Here is a 17,422-nt window from a genome sequence, read left to right on the forward strand (position 1 = left end):
CGTCGGCGCGGGCCAGCAACAGTGAATGGACCCGGTCCCAGGTGCCGTCGCCGGCCATCCGCCGGTGCCATTTCCACACCGTCTGCCAGGGTCCGAACACCGTGGGCAGGTCCCGCCACGCGATCCCGGTCCGATAGCGATACGCGATGGCCTCGACCATCGTCCGGGCATCCGAGAACGGGCGCCCCCTCCGGCCGGTCGGCCCGGGAAGCATCGGGCCGATCAGATCCCACTGAGCATCCGAGAGCAACTGGAAACGTGACACCACTCCAGCATCACAGCATCAACCCAAAGATTTAGGAGACACGCCCTAGTTGGGCGCGCCTTCCCGCGCGTCGAGTCCAGCCGGCTCTCTGGTCCGCCTGGCGAGGGTGAGGCTGGTTGTCGTGATCCGGGCTGGCTTGAACGCCCTGACGACGTCGAGGAATGCGGTGATCTTCGATGATCGGCCCCGTACTTCGACCGTGATGGATTTGCGGGAGAGTTCGACGACCTCGCCTCGATAGGCCTCGACGGCTCGGAGCATCCCGGGGTCCCGGGATGCTGGCCCCGTGAACTGAACGAGGGCGTATGCGCGAGAGAGAGTGTCGCTCATCACGTTGTGCACCCGTACTGTCTCGACCGACACCACCCGGTTCAGCCGCTTCTGGATCAAGTCGCCGGCGGCCGAGTCGGCTTCGACAACGAGCGTCGCATAGCGCCCGCTCGGGTCTTCGGAGACGGCGAGACCCTCGAGCCGAAATTGGTTCGTTGAGACGATTCGTACAATTCGGGACAAGGTCTCCGGCGCGTTGTCGAAATGTACATCCAGAACATGGCGCATCAGAGCCAACCGTCAGCCGACCGCATCCGGGATACGCGCGTTCGTCTCGGCGATTCCGTTGACGAGCTCGATCAGGAGGCGAGGAGCGTCCATGACCGGGAGTGCGACCTCCACGAAGAAGGGCCGGCCGGGAGTCGCCGTGGCGCGGAGGAGGACCTTCTCCAGTTCACTGACAGTCGTAACACGAACCGCATCCACATGGGTCGCTCCCAATGCGGTGGGCATTGAGGCCCAGTCCCAGCTGACAACGTCCTGATATTTGGCTTCGGGGCTTTGGATGATTCGCTCGATCGTGTAGCCATCGTTGTTCAGGAGGAACACAACGGGATTGAGTCCGCGTGCGAAAACGGTGCCGAGCTCTTGAACGGTGAGCTGCGCGGAGCCATCACCGATGAAGAGGATCGGTCGGCGATCGGGACGCGCCAGCCCAGCCCCGAGCATCGCGGGGATTGCATAGCCGATTGACGACCAGACCGGCGATCCGAGAAGGTCTGACCTCTCGGGCAGGTCGAGATCCAGCGCTCCGTAGAAGGCAGTGCCGGCTTCGGCGATGACTGTGGTGTCGGGGCCGATCCACGGCTCGACGAGGCTCCAGAAGCTTTCGTGATCGAGCGTGGACCCGGGGTCGAGCGCAACCTGCATTCGCGGACCACGAGCCACCGGTACGCAGGGCGGGAAAGTCTTCTCCGCGACAACCTCGCGGAGCACCCTGATCGCATCTTCCAGTCGCACGCCGGGGTAGACGGCGTGGCCGATCCGGGCATGATCGATGGCGAGCTCGACGGCATCGGATGGAATGTACAGGTTGCTGAAGAAGCCGGTCGTGAAGTCGCTCATCACCGTCCCGGCCAGGACCAGGAATGATGCACTGTCGACGCGGGCACGCGCCTCCTCGGAACGGGTGGTCTTGCCCACGTAGGTTCCGAGGCTCGCCGGATGGCGCTCGTCGAGGATCGCCTTCGCACCCGATTGCGAAGCGATCTGCACGCCCGGCAGTTCGGCGAGGTCTCGCAGGTCCTGTTCCACGGCAAGGCGTTGGATACGCGGGCCGGCGAGTACTGTCACTACGTTCTCGGCCGAGGCTCGCACCCGGAGTGCCTTCTCGAACGCAGCGACCGCACCCGGGTCGCTCGCCGGGCGGACCATCACCGTGTTGAGACCTTCCGGTTCGACCGGGGCCGAGGCAACATCCAAAGGGACGCCGATGTAGACCGGCTTGCTCGTCGCTAGGGCGACACCGAGAATCCGGTCGATCTCCGCGGCCGCGTCGGATGCCGACAACACGACCTGCGCCGCCGTCACCTCCGAGAACATGCGAAGGAACCGGGAGAAGTCGCCGTCGAGGAACGTGTGGTGCAGGGGAGTGCCGGAGTCCATGGTCGTCGTGGAGGGCATCCCGCCGATGTGCACCACAGGAACATCCTCGGCAAAAGCGCCGGCAATACCGTTGATGGCGGACAGCTCTCCGACACCGAAGGTGGTCACCAGCGCGCCCAGGCGTCGTCCGACCCGAGAGAAGCCGTCTGCCGCATATGCGGCATTGAGTTCGTTGCTCGCACCGACCCAGCGCACCTCACCGGTCGCGAGCATCTCGTCGAGAAGTGTCAAGTTGAAGTCGCCGGGCAACCCGAAGACCTGATCCGCGCCGAGCTGCGCGAGGCGAGTGGCAAGGTAGCCCCCGACCGTGAGGTGGTCACTCGTGGTGTTTGTGCTCAGTGACATGGCGTTCGTCCGATCGTGTCTTACGCCCGAGTGAGTCGGGAGAGTGTTGGGGGTAGTCGTCGGTCCCAGGGCTGAGGCCCGAGTTCTCAAAGATGGTCGTCGCGTCCAGATCGAACATCACAAGGTTGGCGGGCACGCTTGTCCTGTGTGGACGATGTGCCCGCCTTGAATGACGGCGACCAGGTGCTCGTCGATGTCGGCGAGCACGTCGATGTCGACGCTCGGGTCGGAATCGAGGATGAGTGGGTCGCCGTCGCTCCTTCGCTGACGATTCCAAGTTCCCCGGAGCACTCCAGCAACGCGGCCGCGGTCACGGTCGCCGAACGGATTGCATCGATGGCGGGCTGCACCTGCCCGAGCAGACGGAACTCTTCGTTCTGGTGCCGCTGCATGCCGCCGAGCAGGTCGGACCCGTAGACGAGTTTGACCCCAGCGTCGTGGGCACGGCGGCGCAGGTTGCTCATACTTCTCCCTCACAGTGCGGCGCTCGCTGCGCCGTGATCGACGTCATAACCCGTTCTTGGCGCACCAGGCGACCACGGTCACCCGCCGGAAATTCGGGATGAGACTCTCCGCATTTTTACTGGGCCGTCAGGAACCGTCGCATGTGAGCCAGCGTCCGCTCTGCTGCGGGGCCCCCGCGGCCATTGAGATACCCGTGCTGCGTGCCACGCTCCCGAATCACCTGCACATCCACCCCACCCCGGGCTAGGTCTGCCGCGAAGGACTCCCCGGACGGCCGGAGCTGGTCGCGTTCCGCGTTGATGATCAGCGTCGGTGGCATACCACGCATGTCGTGCCCGCCTGGGAACGCGTAGACCTCGTCCGATGATGCTCCTGCGAGATAGCCTTCATTGATCGCTCGGATGGCTCCGGGCGGCAACGCCGCCGCGTCTTCCGGAGATTCGTCAAGGAAGGCCTGCAGCTCGTCGTCCGACGCGGGGACTTCCGAGTGGAGGAGCGGATAGACCAGAAGCAGAGACGCGAGTTCTGGGCCGCCGACGTCGCGGAGCCTAGCCGCTGCGCTTGCGGCGAGCGTGCCGCCCGCGCTGGCCCCACCGATCGACACTTTGGCCGGATCGCCTCCCCAACTCGACGCGTTGTCCTGAGCCCAAGACGCGGCGGCCGTTGCCTGGAGGGAGGCCGTCGGATACGGAGCTCGCGGGCCGGCCGCGGCCAGATAAGCGGCAACTTCCTCCGGAGTGTGATCCCCGACGAGCGTTGGGAAGTACTTCAACGCGTCGAGCGGTGCGAGCGTGTAGTCCACGGTCGCCACTGTGATGCCATTTTGACTGAGGACCTGTGCTACTTCATCGGCTTCGGGCATGTCGATCGTGCCGAAGATGAACCCACCTCCGTGGAGCCATACGAGCACTGATCCGTTTGGCGCGTCGGCCCGGTAGGTGCGCACCCGGAAATCAAACTCTGCGGCGTTCAAGGTGTGTTCGGTTATTTCCGGCATGTGTCTGTCCTATCTATCGGTGCTGGTCGACGGCGCTGGCGCAGTGTTATCGGACCCCGCGGATGGGGATGACGGCCAGGGCACCCAAGACTGCGATGCCGATCGCGACGAAGAACATACTGATGTACCCACCGAGCAGGTTGATGGCGGATGCAGCGACGATCGCCGCGACTGACTGCCCGATCAGGGTGGCGAGGTTGAGAATTCCGAGGTCCTTTGCCGCGGAACCCTCTAGGTTCGGAAGCACTTGGGTCATCACCACGGAATCGGAGGCCAGGTACATGCCGAACCCGAGACCCATGAACACGGTCATCAGGAACAAGGCGGGAACCGTCGGTGATGCGATCAGGACCACGTAACCGGCAACCGCTAACGCGGAAGCAATGTAAAGGAAGATCTTGCGGCGGCCGAGTTTGTCACTGAGCGCACCGGTGATGTATCCCGCAATGATCGCCGGGACGATCGATGCCAGACCGGTCAGGCCGATCAGCGAGTTCGTGTCCGCGAGGCTGAGCTTGAGATAGTCGCTGATGATGAAAAAGAGGTACGTCTGGAAGATGAAGAAGGCGAGGATGAACAGGAAGCGCGCCACGAAGGCCCAGGCGAAGGCCGGGTTTTTGACCGGATTGATCCAGAAGCTCCGAAGGAATGACCCAAGACTGAACGGCTCCACGGCCATGTCCTTGTTGGGTCGGTCACGCGCGACGAGTACGAAGGCGATCAGGAGCACGGTGAGCCCTGCGCCGAATGCGACGTACGCGAGCGGAAGGTTGAATGCCAGCATGCTTGCAACGATCACGCCGGCTGCGTACCCGAGGTTGAGCCCGAAGCCGATGAACGCGGAAGCCATTCCTCGGCGATCGATTTCGTATCGGTCAGCAATGAGTGCCGCGAGAGGTGCACTGATCGTTGCCGACCCGGCCTGTACCACGCATGCAAGCAAGACGATCAGGGCTACCGATTGCAGCAGTCCGATCCCGCAGAAGGCGGCAGCCATGAGGAGGCCTCCAGCGAGCATCCACGGCAATCTTCTGCCCCAGCGTGATCTCGTCCGGTCGCTGAGTGCCCCGACAAGCGGCTGGACGATCACGGCGGAAAGGATCGAAACCGACGTCACCAGGGCCAGATTGGAAACCTTGTTGTCCGCATCGAGCAAGGTGAGCTGATTGGGCAAGAGGACCGCACTGAATCCGAGGCCTGCAGAGACGATGGCGAAGTTGATGATGCCGAGGAACGGCATCAGCGCCCGGCCGGCGGGCGCGGAAACGCGCGTCGGGAGTTGCGAATCGGGCGTCGTTACCGCGGGAACATCAGGCGACATTGTCATGACAGATCCTTTCAGTGAGGGGGCAAGCGATCCGCGCATCCGAGGGCCTCTGCGGAGTGGTTCACAGGGTGCAGCGCAATGGCTACTGTCTGCGAACGATAGCCACAAAAAACCCTAACGGCAACTGTTTTTATGAATCGCGTGCGCCGGAGCCGTCTTCGTCGGCAGAAAGATCGCGAAAGGATCCGCCCGTTACCCAGTCAGCCAGGGCGCTCCCGCGGACTCGACGACTCTGCCGATGACGCGACGCATGTGGCCGACGATGTCGGTGGCTCCGTCGGTGACGACATATTGCAGCTGCAGACCGTCGAGAGTCGCGACCAACTCCTCCGCGGCAGCGCGTGCATCGAAATCGTCGCGGATGTCGCCGTGTTCCACGAGAGCGTGGATCGACTGGGCTATCGCCTGGATGATCTGCTCGTATCGCTCGGCATAGAGCCGATGCTCCTGGGATTCCGGGTCTGACGCCTGTGCCGAGACCAGCACGAAGAGTTCAATCAGCCCCGGCTCGGCGGCGATCCGCTCGGTGACCTGGAGCAGCAACCTGAACACGGACACCGCGTCCTCGTAGGCGATCGTTTCCGGATGCTGTGGGTATGACGGGTCGACCTGACGCAATGCGACCGCTGACAGCAGGTCGAATCGCTTCTCCGCCACGGCAGAGAGCAGAGCCTTCTTGGAGGCGAAATGGTGCAGGAGACCCTGCGGTGTCAGGCCGACGTCGTCAGCGATCTCCTGCATCGAGGTGCGGTGGTAGCCGCGTTGTTTGAACCTTTCGACGGCCGCTTCGAGGATCGCCTCCCGACGTGCGCGACCGACTGCGTAGCTTCCAGACTTCTTGCGAGTGCGCACATTTGCACCGTAGTACATGCGCAATAGATAAAAACAGGTGTATAACTGGTTTTTATTGAGCACTCGTCGTCTCGAGCGCTCGCACCGAGATGCAAAGGGGCAACGCGATGACTCGAGTTCCGTACGATTCCGAAGTTCAACCGGTGGCCGAGTGGTTCATGGCCACCTACGGTCCGACCATGCCCGCCGAGGTCGTACCGATGGCGCGCGCAGCGTTCGAACAGCAGCGCCTTGCCCGGGGGCTGGATGAACTCGTCGCCGGCCGCCCGGTCTCGGTGACCAACGTGGAGGTCCCTGGTGATGAAACGGGTCCGGCGTCCGAAATCACCATCTTTTCGCCGGAGTCGACCTCCAAGCGGAATGCTGTGTTCTACATCCATGGCGGAGGGATGGTGATGGGCCATCGCTTAGACGGCGCGGAGGAGTTCATCACCATGGCTGAGCAGTTGCAGGTGCCGGTCATCGCGGTCGCCTATCGGCTTGCACCCGAGAATCCATTTCCGGCAGCCGCTGACGATGTACGACGTACCTGGCTCTGGGTCGTCGAACATGCAGCCGAGCTCGGTGTCGATGCGGACGGCCTGCTACTCGTAGGCGCCAGCTCCGGCGGCGGACTGGCGGCTGGCCTGGCCCTGCGTCTACGAGACGAGAAACAGCAGGCCCCTCTGGCCGTCGGCCTGCTGTCGCCGATGCTCGACGATCGCAATGACTCCGTTTCCAGTCGCGACTACGATGGCACCTCGATCTGGGACCGGCGCTCCAACCTGATGGCATGGGACGCGTACCTAGGTGCGGAGCGATCGGCGGTTTCGCCGTATGCGGCACCAGCACGTGCCGCGGATCTCTCCGGGCTGCCACCCACATTCCTGGAGGTCGGTTCTTCGGAGGTGTTCCGCGATGAAGTCACTGATTTCGCGTCCCGGCTGTGGGCTACCGGTAACCAGGCCGAGCTGCACGTGTGGGCGGGCGGTTTCCACGGGTTCTCCGGCTTCGCCCCAGAAGCGCGGGTGAGCGTGGCTTCGCTCGCCGCTCGCGCTGATTGGCTGCGTAGGATTCTCGCGCACCGATGAGCGGCCTTCATCGATCAGACCTGGTGACGACCCACGCGAAATTCGCAGGACGGTTCATCGCGCCGGACTGTGCCGAAATCGAGGCTCCCCGACTTCGGACAGAGGTCGAGATCGTGGCCGGACACGGTGCGGTCGTGGAAGCACGAATGCTGCTCTCTGCCCTGGGTGTGGTCGAGGCGTCGATCGACGGGGAGCAGGTCTCTGACGATCTGTTCACTCCTGGATGGACCAGCTTCGAATGGCGCATCCGCTATTCGGACAGCGACGTCACCGAACTCCTCAAGGAGAAGGCCGGACGACGGGTTGCGATTGGCCTGGCCCTCGGCAACGGGTGGTACCGAACCCGGCTGGAGGGGGCCGGGGGAAGCGTGGCCCCGCACTATGGCGAGGAACTGGCGGGGTTCGCCGAGATCCACGTGACCTTCACGGATGGGCATCAGCAGGTGATCGCCTCGGATGCCACTTGGATGGCAGCACCCGGCGACACGTCCCAGAACGGGTTGTATGACGGCCAGCATGTCGACGCACGGCTTCGAACTCCAGGCTGGAACACGGTCGGATTCGACGAGACAGGATGGGGGTCGGTACACGCGGTAGATGTGGATGCGGCCAAACTGACGCCCTACATCGCTCCACCGGTGCGCCGCCAATTCACATTGTCGCCGGTTCGGATGTGGGAGAGCCCGCGGGGAACCGTTCTCGTCGACTTCGGGCAGAACCTGGTGGGCTGGGTCCGTGTGCGTGTGGAAGGCGCAGCGGGAGACCAGATCACTCTCCGGCACGCCGAGGTGTTGGAGGACGGGCAGTTGGGCACACGTCCCTTGCAGGGGGCGAAGGCCACCGACGTCTACACGTTGAGCGGAGGCCTGGATGTCTTCGAACCCACATTCACGTTCCATGGGTTTCGATTCGTCGAGCTGGAGGGCTGGCCAGGCGGTCTTGCCGGCGTCGGCCCCGAGGCGTTGCTCGCTACTGTCGTCAGCTCCGATCTCCGCCGTATAGGACACTTCAGCTGTTCCGACCCACGTCTGAACAGGTTGCATGAGAACGTCGTGTGGAGCATGCGCGGGAACTTTCTCGACGTGCCGACCGACTGCCCCCAACGTGCAGAACGGCTCGGATGGACAGGGGACATCGCCGTCTTCGCGCCGACCGCCGCGTATCTCTTCGATGTGAGTGGGTTTCTGCGGGACTGGCTCCGAGATATGGCTGCTGAGCAGGCCAAACACAATGGGCGCGTTCCCCTGGTCGTTCCCGACGTCTTCAAATACATGGAACTCCCATTTGCGGCGCCGGAGTCGGTTGCGATCTGGAGCGACGCAGTAGCGTGGGTTCCTTGGGCGATGTGGCGCGCGTACGGCGATTCCGCTGCGCTCGCCGAAGCATTGCCGGCCATGATCACTCACGCAAAACGCGTCCAGACGCTTCTCTCCGAAGGCGGCGCTTGGGACCAGGGGTTCCAGTTCGGCGATTGGCTTGACCCAGATGCACCGCCGCATCGTCCCTGGGAAGCGAAGGCGGATAGTGGAGTGGTGGCCACAGCCGCCGCTTACCGCACCGCCTGCATGGTCGCCGAGGCCGCAGTGGTATGCGGCAACGAAGGCGAAGCGGCAGTGTTCGCAGCGATGGCCGAGGAACTGCGAACGGCTTTCCACCGTCAATACATCAGTGAGGAGCGGATATTCAGCGACTGCACGACGGTGTACACGCTCGCGATAGCGTTCGACCTCCTTACCGACGATGAGCAGACCTGGGCCGGTGCGCGACTGGCGGAACTTGTCACGGAGAGCGGCAACCGCATCTCGACGGGATTCGCGGGCACTCCGTTCATCCTCGATGCACTTACCGCCACGGGACACGACGAAGTTGCCTTCGGCCTCTTGTTGCAGGAGCAGATGCCTTCATGGCTCTATCCCGTCACGATGGGAGCGACGACGATCTGGGAACGATGGGACTCGATGCTGCCAGACGGCTCCATCAATCCTGGCGAGATGACGAGCTTCAACCACTACGCGCTCGGTTCTGTCGCCGATTGGATGCACCGAACCATCGGTGGGATCGTCCCGTTGGGCGCAGGCTATGAACGCGTGCTCTTCTCCCCACACCCCGGGGGTGGCATCGACTCTGCCGAGTCAAGCCTGGACACCCCTCGAGGGCGGATCGCACTCCGATGGAACCTGGCCGACGACAGGCTCGAGATGTCCTTTGACCTCCCAGCGGGAGTGACGGCCGTCATTCCCGATCAGTCAGGAATTGAGCAGGAAGTTGTCGGGCCGTGCAAGAACAGCGTCTTCGCCTCCACGATCTTTGGCCCAGCAGCGCATCCCTCAGCCCTACCTCGCGCCGTCTGAACGGATCGACCGCCACTAGATCTCGAAAGCCCGGAGATACCAGGAAGTTGGTGCTTTTGCCTGGCGGTCGGCGATCCGCTGTGGGAGGTCCGAGTGACGCTCGCGGGTGCTCAGTTGGCCTCGTGGGGCCGCCATGTCCAAGACTCGCGAACATGCCGCGCGATGGCATCTATCGCGTCATCGGTGCGTCCGTCGAGCAGCGCTTCGTAGATCTCCCAGTGCTGCTTGTTGGCGAAGTCGTACATCGCTCGCGGGTCCCGCATGATGCGTTCCGCAAGCGGCATCTCCTCCACCAGGAGCCGAGCGATGCTGGATTTCAATTCATTTCCCGCTCGCTCCCGGTAGATCTGATGGAACGCCAGATCGGCGCGCTGAAGCTCGGTGAGATCGGTTGAAGAGTCCATAACCCGAAGGTGGTCGACCATTCTAGAGAAGTCGCCGTCGGTCAGTTTCTCAGCAGCTTCAGCGACGAGTGAACGTTCCAACTCGGCGCGCAAATCTATTGCATCATCGACAAGTCGGGAGCCGGCGCTATACGTCAAAGCTACTCGGAGCACGCGTTGGTCGAGGATGCTCCATTCCTGGCGTGCCCGAACGACGGTGCCTTCCCCTTGACGAATAGAGACCAGACCGGCGGCTTCCAGAGACTTCACGGCTTCGCGCGCGACCGGACGGCTGACTTCGAACTCGTCCACGAGCAGCGGTTCCGGAGGCAGCTGCGCGCCGACCGCGTATTCCCCGGAGACGATCCGGCGCAGCAACTCGTCGGCAACCGCGGTGCTCAGCCTCTGAGGCCGGCGGCGCGACGCAGGTACGGCGCTGCTCGGGAAGTCTCGAGCGGACAAGCTCTCGTCGAGTCTCTCGGAACGTGAGGCGGTTTCCCTCCACATGTACGTACCCTTTCGGCCGTTTTCCCGTAGAAGCACAATACTACTTGAACAAAAAACGTCGAACGTATAACGTCTAAGCAATCGGAACGTTTGAGCATGGCGAGCTTCCCGGCTGAAAGAAGGCATCAATGAAGATCACCCATATCGAGGCCCACCCCGTGAGGGTGCCCGACGTGCCTCCGTTCCGGTGGCGCGAGGGCCTTCCGGGCAGCGCCGAGTACGGCGGGGCAGATGGGGTCATTCTTCGGATTGGGACCGATACCGGCGCGGAGGGAGCGGCATACTTGTCACGCCTCGGCGCGTTCCCGCTGGTGGCGGCGCTGGTCGAGAAGGTGTACAAGCCTGAATACCTCGGGAAGGACCCGCTTCTTCGGGAGTGGCACTACCACCGCATGTGGGAGTTGGACCGACTTCACGAATTCCCCCTTCCCGTCTTCGGTCTGATCGACGTCGCCCTCTGGGATCTGGCCGGTCGAGTGGCCGGCGTACCCACCTGGAAGCTTCTGGGCGGCATGAGGGAAACCATCCCGGCGTACGCGTCGACGGTGACCTTCGACAGCACCGCACAGTTCCTGGACGTTGCCACCCAATGCATCGAGGCCGGCTACCCGGCGCTCAAGCTTCATGCATGGGGCGACGCGAAACGTGATGCGGCACTGTGCCTTGCACTACGGGCTCATCTGGGCGACGACATCGACCTCATGTACGACGGGTCTGCCGGATTCGACCTGCCGGATGCCATCTACCTCGGACATGCGCTCTCGGAAGCGAATTTCCGCTGGTATGAGGAGCCGATGCGCGAGTTCAGCGTCAGCGCCTATCGAGAGTTGGCCCGGTCGGTCCAGGTGCCGCTGCTGTCCGCAGAGACATCCGACGGGGCCTACATGAACAGTGCCGATTTCATCATGGCCGGAGCGGCCACCTTCGGCCTTCGAACGAGTGCTGGGCTGCGCGGCGGGATCACCGGTGCCATGCGGATCGCGCACCTCGCGGACTCATTCCGGATCCGTGCCGAGGTCCACGGCGGCGGGATCATCTCCGAGCATCTCTGCATGGCGATCTCCAACACCACCTATTACGAATCACTCATCACATCCAGCTCGGTGACTCGTGAATCGATCGTGGGGGCCGACGGGCTTGTGCGCGCCCCTACCGAGCCGGGAATCGCGCTCCCTCCAGGCATCGACTACCCAACAGCCGTCCGGCACCTCGCTCGAGCCGCATAGACGCGGTCCGATCCCATCAAGAAAGGGCAATCACAGTGAAACTATCCAAGTACCGCCGCCTTCGTGCGGCAGGAGTCGGCCTGGCCGCCATCAGTGCGCTCGCAGTGCTTTCCGCCTGCGCCAGCGTCGCCCCATCCTCCGGCAGTACCGGCGGGTTCAAGCCGGCGGCGCAGGATGACAAGTCCGGCATCACCGTCCTGGTCGACCCCACGCGCGAGGCCGCGGTTCAGGCGTATCAGAAGGCTCATCCGAACGTGAAAGTGAAGGTCACCACGTTCAACGGGACCCTGCAGACCAAGATGTCGCTGTACGACAAGGCGGGATCAGGCTGGCCGGACGTGGTCTTCTCCTCGAGCTCCAGCGACCCCACCTGGGCGTCGAAGTCCAGCGGAAGCGGAGTTCAGCCGTACGCTGCACCGCTGAACCAGAACCTTATCCCGCAGTCCACCCTGGACGGGTGGGCGGACGGTTCCCTCGCCCCGTGCCAATTCGGGGGGAACCTGTACTGCCTGCGCAACGACATCGCACAAACAGTGACCTGGTACAACAAGACACTGTTCGACCAGTGGGGATACACGGTCCCGAAGACCTGGGACGACTTCCAGACTCTCGGTCTGAAGGTCGCCAAGGAGCACCCGGGATACCTCCTCGGCGAATTCGGCGACGCATGGGGGCCCGAGATCTTCTTCCAGGCCAGCAAGTGCCCTGTGCAGGGGACCACTGACAAGGCGGACACTATAAAGGTGAATCTGCAGGCCCCAGAATGCACCCGGATGGCGAAGGTCATCGACACGCTGCTCGATGCCGGTGCCCTGGGTAAGCAGAGCTACTTCGAGAAGGGCCTCGACGGATCGAAGGTGCTGATGTCGGTCGGACCATCGTGGTTCGGTCAGTACCTCTTCAACGCGACCTACAAGGTTCCCGCCGGCCAGATCGGCGTCGCCGACCAGCCCCAGTGGGACGCCTCGGCACCGGCGAACGGCAATGTCGGCGGCGGTGTCTGGATGGTCTCCTCGCACAGCAAGAACCTGAAGGCAGCGACCGACCTGGCCACCTGGGTGACCAGTGACACCGGATTCCAGAAGACGGCGCCGACGTACCCGGCGAACAAGGCGGCAGCTGCCGCATGGCTGACGAACCCGGCCAACGTCTCGTATTTCGCCACCCCCGTGAAAGCACCCTTCCAGACGGCCGCCGGGCAGGTGTGGAAGGGATGGGCCAACACCACTTTCGGGGACTCTGCCGCGTTCCAGAAGGTCGTGCTGCCCGGCATCACCGGTGGAAAGAGCTTGACGTCGCTACTGCCCGCCTGGCAGACCGAGATCGTCAACTCCGCGAAGGCCGCCGGTTACAAGGTCGTGCAGTAGCACCACCTCAGGTGCGTCCGTGCGGACGAGCATCGCTTGCCCGCACGGACGCACTACACCCGAAGAAAGGCCCGCAATCATGACTACCGCCCAGACCCTCCGTCCCGCGCAGCGCGAGCGCAGCAACAAAGCTGGTTACCTGTTCGTCGCCGGTTATACGGTGCTGCTGATCGCATTCGGCGTGCTCCCCACGACCTACGCTTTGGCGCTGGCGTTCACCAACGACCAGTGGCAATTCACCGGTTTTGGCCAGTTCGTCGTCGCTGTGACGGATTACCGATTCCTGCAGTCCATGGCGAACATGGGTGCCTTCCTCGTCATCTGGCTAACCGCCACCGTCGTATTCGCCGTCGGCCTCGCTCTAGTCCTACGGAACTTCGTTCGCGGACGAGCCTCGGTGTTCTGGCGATTCATCTTCTACCTTCCCGGGGCGCTTGCCGGCGTCGCCAGCACCCTTGTGTGGATGTTCATGCTCTCCCCGCAGGCCAGCCCGATCGCGCCGCTGCTGCATGCGATCGGATGGACGGACTTCGGCCAAGTCGTGCAACCCCAGAACCTGCCGGGCATCTTCGCCGTCATGGCGTTCTGGGTGGGAGTCGGCGGCTGGATCATCATCATGTACGGCGCAGTGAACAACATCTCCGATGATGTGATGGAGGCGGCCCGGCTTGACGGCGCCTCCAGCTGGCAACTGGCCTGGTACGTTCAGATTCCGATGATCCGGCAGTGGGTCGTCTACATGCTCATCCTCGCGTTCGCCGGCGGCACTCAGCTGTACGTCGAACCGCAATTGCTGTTCGTTGCCAGCAAACAAGTCGATCCCACGTGGTCTCCGAACCAGCTCGCCGTCCAGTTCGCATTCGGCGCGACATCGAACCCGAACGTGGCCGCTGCGCTTTCGGTTGTCCTCCTGGTAGTAGGGCTCATGTTCGCGGTGGTCCTGGTGAAACGATCCGGAATGTTCAATGTTGAGGCGGAGGACTGATGACAGTGACACGCAATCCTGTGAGGGCGACCGAGTCCACAGGGACGACGCCCCAGGTTCGTCAAGCGACCCCGACCCGCAGGCGCCGTCCTCGGGCCAATGGGTGGGCGCGCCCCGTTCTGGTGTGGTTGATCCTCCTGGCCTTCGGCTTCTTCTTCGTGCTTCCCATCGTGTGGCTGATCCTCGCCCCGACCAAGACGTCCACCGAGCTCGCAAATTCCTTCCCCTTCGCAGTGGGCTCCCTCGGCGAAGTGGGTCAGGCGTGGCAGCATCTGGTTGCCTTTCAGAACGGGATCATCCTGCGGTGGTTCGGCAACTCCGCCCTCTACTCCTTCGGCGGGCTTGCCCTTGCCTTGGTGACGAGTATCCCGGCGGGGTATGGACTTTCCCGCATCCGGTTCCGAGGTCGGAAGCTGCTGCTGACGATCACACTGATCGTGATGATCATGCCGGCGGCAACCCTGGTGATCCCGATGTTTCTGGAACTGAACGCGGTCAAGCTGATCGGGACCCCTCTGGCCCTGATCCTGCCCTTCGCCTACTTCCCCTTCGGCGTCTATCTGACCTACGTCTACTTCTCCACTAGCTTGCAGAGCTCGATGCTGGAAGCTGCCCGCATCGACGGCGCCAGCGAGTTTCAGATCTTCTTCCGGATCGCCGTCCCACTGGCCAGGCCGGTCATCGCAATGGTGACCTTCTTCAGCTTCGTCGGCAACTGGCAGAACTTCTTCCTGCCCTCCCTGGTGATGCCCTCCGACGACCAGCAACCCATCCAGGTCGGATTGAGCCAACTCATGTCCTCTTCGCCGGCATTCAACCCCGGAGGGACAGCGAACCTGGGCATCGACGCACCGGAACTGACACTGGCCATTCTGCTCTCGGTCATTCCTGTTCTCATCTTGTTCCTGTTCGCGCAACGCTCACTGGTCTCCGGGATGTTCTCCGGCGGAACCAAGGGCTAGAGCTGGATTGACCGCAATGGGATCTGACCCGGCAGTGCTGATCGGCGATGAGCCGGCCACGCAGTTCACGGACGCTTTCCTCCTCGGAAATGGTTCGCTCGGCGCGACCTTCTACGGAGGCCGCGGCGTCGAGACTTTCGACCTCAACCTCGACACGGTCTGGTCGGGCGGCCCCACGGTGGAGGAAGATGCGGACCACACGAAGCTCATCGCCCGACTGCGCCTCGCGATAGCCAACGATGATCACGAGCTGGCAGACCAGTTGGCGGGACGTCTCCAGTCCGATCAGTGGACCCAGTCGTATCAGCCGGTCGGGCGCCTCTCCTGGACGTGGGGTGATCCGGCGCGGCTCGGCGAATACAGGAGGAGCCTCGACCTGAACGTGGCCGAGGCGAGGGTCGTGCATGCGGGGCAGGAGATGGCGGCGTTCGTCAGCGCGCCCGACGGTGTTCTCGTCGCCGAGACGCTCGGAAGTCCACGTGCAGGTTCCGCGGTTTTCAGCAGCCCGCACCCCGTGTTGCGCGAGGAACGGTTCGGCTCAGGCGACATCGAGTGGATCGTCGCCGCTGGGCGTGCGCCCGCGCTCGTTCTGCCGAACTATCTACCACGGTCAGACTCGGTCATCTACGGCGATGAGCCGACCGGTCCCGGTGCCACGGCACCTGCAGGAATGGGGTGGGCCGTAGCAGCAGCAGTCGTGCGCTCTCCCGCCGGCCGCACGCGGATGATCGCCGCCGTGACCAGCGGCTTCCGCGGCCACCTCGAGCCAGTCAGCATCGACCTCGAGGAACTCATCGCCGAAGCCCGCGCTCGCGTCGAATCAGCATCGACCGTCCCGTCGGAAGAGTTGACCGATCGGCATCGCGCGGATTACCGAGGGCTGTTCGATCGAGCGAGGATCGACCTTGCGCCCTCAGGAGCCGACTCGGCCATCGCTGCCCAGCGCTACTTCGACCTGGGGCGCTATCTGCTCATCTCCTCGTCCCGCCCAGGTACACAGCCGGCAAATCTGCAAGGCATCTGGAACATCGACGTGCGTCCCGGCTGGAGTTCCAACTACACCACCAACATCAACCTCCAGATGAACTACTGGGGAGCGGAGGTGGTCGACCTCGGCGAACTCGTGAGGCCATTGCACGACTTCGTGGCAGATCTGGCAGACTCCGGACGACAGACGGCCCGCACCCGTTACTCGGCTCGTGGTGCAGTTGTGCACCACAACACTGACATCTGGCGGTTCAGCGCCCCGGTCAAGGGGGAACCGAAGTGGTCGAACTGGAGCATGGGTCTGGCGTGGCTCTGCGCGCACCTCGGCGACAGACTCGACTTCGCATGGTCGGACGAGTTCGCTCGAAGTGTCGCTGCCCCGGTGATCCGTGCGGCTGCGGAGTTCATCCTCGACCAGCTGGTCGAGGATTCCGATCAGCTGCTCGTGGTGAGCCCGTCGAGCTCACCCGAGCATCGCTTCAGCCACAACAACACCGTCGCAAGCGTGACGGCCGGAGCCACCATAGATCAGGAGCTGGCTCACGAGGTTCTGTCACGCTACCTTCAACTCGCCGATGCGCTCGGGCTCGCGGATGAGTTCGCGACCGACGTGGCTGTGGCAGTCCCACGCCTGCGCCTTCCCGGGATCGACTCCGAGGGGCGGACCGAGGAATGGCGGCCGGGATTCTCAGCAACCGAACTGGACCACCGGCATCTCTCGCACCTTTACGGTGCATATCCGGGAAGCCGGATCACGGTCACCGCTGATCCGGCCGGGTTCAACGGCGTGCGAGCGGCCCTTCGCTCGCGGCTCGCTCATGGTGGGGGGTACACGGGGTGGAGTCAGGCCTGGGTGTTGTGCCTCGCGGCGAGACTCGGCGAGACGGGGTTGGCTGAGCTATCGCTCTCCCGGTTGCTCGGAGACCTCAGTTCCACCTCTTTGCTCGACCTGCATCCGCATGGCGACTGGCCCGGAGGGAACATCTTCCAGATCGACGGCAACCTCGGAGCGATCTCGGGCATCGCGGAGCTCCTTCTGCAAAGCCACGACGGTGCGGTGTCTCTGCTCCCCACCCTCCCACCGAGCTGGACGAACGGATCGGTCCGCGGGATGCGGGCACGGGGCGGCATCGGCGTCGACATCACCTGGACGGATGGTGAACTTCAGTCGGCGGAGTTCAGGGTCGAGCGATCGAGCGCCGTCGTCGTGGAACTGCCAGCGTGTGTCGACATCCGTCTGATCGATGATCGCGAAAAGCCCGTGCCGCTCATCGCCGTTGCGAGCGCGGGGCAACGGCAACGCTGGGAATGGCGTGCGACCGGCGGTGGTCGGTATCGCCTCCTGGCTGGTAGGACGACGGCGCGACCGATCGCCTGAGCGACTCGTCCGTGCCACTG

Annotated in this window: 15 protein-coding genes; 7 read left to right on the forward strand and 8 right to left on the reverse strand. The window is 63.5% G+C overall.

From position 1 onward, the window contains the following. From BM287_RS02330 to BM287_RS02360, 7 genes are all read right to left on the reverse strand, one after another. On the reverse strand, positions 1 to 265 hold a 265-nt coding region (locus BM287_RS02330), incomplete at its 3' end, for a transposase (RefSeq protein WP_139230599.1). A 45-nt stretch (positions 266 to 310) separates the two neighbouring features. After that, positions 311 to 823: an acetolactate synthase small subunit gene (ilvN, locus tag BM287_RS02335; RefSeq protein ID WP_090035641.1), complete on the reverse strand. Its 513-nt coding sequence runs from the start codon at positions 821 to 823 to the stop codon at positions 311 to 313. Positions 824 to 835: 12 nt separating this feature from the next. Continuing rightward, a complete protein-coding gene (locus BM287_RS02340; protein WP_090035644.1) occupies positions 836 to 2,545 on the reverse strand; it encodes an alpha-keto acid decarboxylase family protein in 1,710 nt (569 codons plus the stop codon). 86 nt (positions 2,546 to 2,631) lie between these two features. Then, entirely contained in the window at positions 2,632 to 3,009 is a 378-nt protein-coding gene (locus tag BM287_RS17435; RefSeq protein ID WP_139230600.1) for a hypothetical protein, read from the reverse strand. 116 nt (positions 3,010 to 3,125) lie between these two features. Continuing rightward, positions 3,126 to 4,007: an alpha/beta hydrolase fold domain-containing protein gene (locus tag BM287_RS02350; RefSeq protein ID WP_090035647.1), complete on the reverse strand. Its 882-nt coding sequence runs from the start codon at positions 4,005 to 4,007 to the stop codon at positions 3,126 to 3,128. Between the two features lie 46 nt (positions 4,008 to 4,053). Beyond that, positions 4,054 to 5,334: an MFS transporter gene (locus tag BM287_RS02355; protein WP_170857398.1), complete on the reverse strand. Its 1,281-nt coding sequence runs from the start codon at positions 5,332 to 5,334 to the stop codon at positions 4,054 to 4,056. Positions 5,335 to 5,526: 192 nt separating this feature from the next. Beyond that, positions 5,527 to 6,186, reverse strand: a complete 660-nt coding sequence (locus BM287_RS02360; RefSeq protein ID WP_211772946.1) for a TetR/AcrR family transcriptional regulator — start codon at positions 6,184 to 6,186, stop codon at positions 5,527 to 5,529. A gap of 179 nt (positions 6,187 to 6,365) precedes the next feature. On the opposite strand from BM287_RS02360, the gene BM287_RS02365 reads away from it, so the two are divergent. Both BM287_RS02365 and BM287_RS02370 read left to right on the forward strand, forming a co-directional pair. Next, positions 6,366 to 7,256, forward strand: a complete 891-nt coding sequence (locus tag BM287_RS02365; RefSeq protein WP_211772947.1) for an alpha/beta hydrolase — start codon at positions 6,366 to 6,368, stop codon at positions 7,254 to 7,256. Then, entirely contained in the window at positions 7,253 to 9,607 is a 2,355-nt protein-coding gene (locus BM287_RS02370; protein WP_090035653.1) for an alpha-L-rhamnosidase, read from the forward strand. Before BM287_RS02365 ends, BM287_RS02370 begins: the two co-directional genes overlap by 4 nt. 110 nt (positions 9,608 to 9,717) lie before the next feature. On the opposite strand, the gene BM287_RS02375 is transcribed toward BM287_RS02370, so the two are convergent. Then, positions 9,718 to 10,497, reverse strand: a complete 780-nt coding sequence (locus tag BM287_RS02375) for a FadR/GntR family transcriptional regulator (protein ID WP_170857399.1) — start codon at positions 10,495 to 10,497, stop codon at positions 9,718 to 9,720. 128 nt (positions 10,498 to 10,625) lie between these two features. Here BM287_RS02375 and BM287_RS02380 point away from each other — a divergent pair, with 128 nt between their 5' ends. From BM287_RS02380 to BM287_RS02400, 5 genes are all read left to right on the forward strand, one after another. Beyond that, positions 10,626 to 11,723 (forward strand): enolase C-terminal domain-like protein, encoded by a 1,098-nt coding sequence (locus tag BM287_RS02380; RefSeq protein WP_090035655.1) that lies wholly within the window; start codon positions 10,626 to 10,628, stop codon positions 11,721 to 11,723. 35 nt (positions 11,724 to 11,758) lie between these two features. After that, entirely contained in the window at positions 11,759 to 13,090 is a 1,332-nt protein-coding gene (locus BM287_RS02385) for an ABC transporter substrate-binding protein (protein WP_211772948.1), read from the forward strand. Positions 13,091 to 13,169: 79 nt separating this feature from the next. After that, on the forward strand, positions 13,170 to 14,075 hold the full coding sequence (locus BM287_RS02390) for a carbohydrate ABC transporter permease (RefSeq protein ID WP_090035657.1): 906 nt from the start codon (positions 13,170 to 13,172) through the stop codon (positions 14,073 to 14,075). Then, positions 14,075 to 15,037, forward strand: coding sequence for a carbohydrate ABC transporter permease (locus tag BM287_RS02395; RefSeq protein ID WP_090035658.1), 963 nt, complete (start codon positions 14,075 to 14,077; stop codon positions 15,035 to 15,037). The genes BM287_RS02390 and BM287_RS02395 overlap by 1 nt, the downstream gene beginning before the upstream one ends. A gap of 34 nt (positions 15,038 to 15,071) precedes the next feature. Then, the gene (locus BM287_RS02400; protein WP_192628647.1) at positions 15,072 to 17,402 is read left to right on the forward strand and encodes a glycosyl hydrolase family 95 catalytic domain-containing protein; all 2,331 of its coding nucleotides are present in this window, start codon (positions 15,072 to 15,074) and stop codon (positions 17,400 to 17,402) included. The last annotated feature ends 20 nt before the right edge of the window (positions 17,403 to 17,422 follow it).

The sequence above is a fragment of the Leifsonia sp. CL147 genome (assembly GCF_900114565.1).
Lineage (GTDB): Bacteria > Actinomycetota > Actinomycetes > Actinomycetales > Microbacteriaceae > Leifsonia.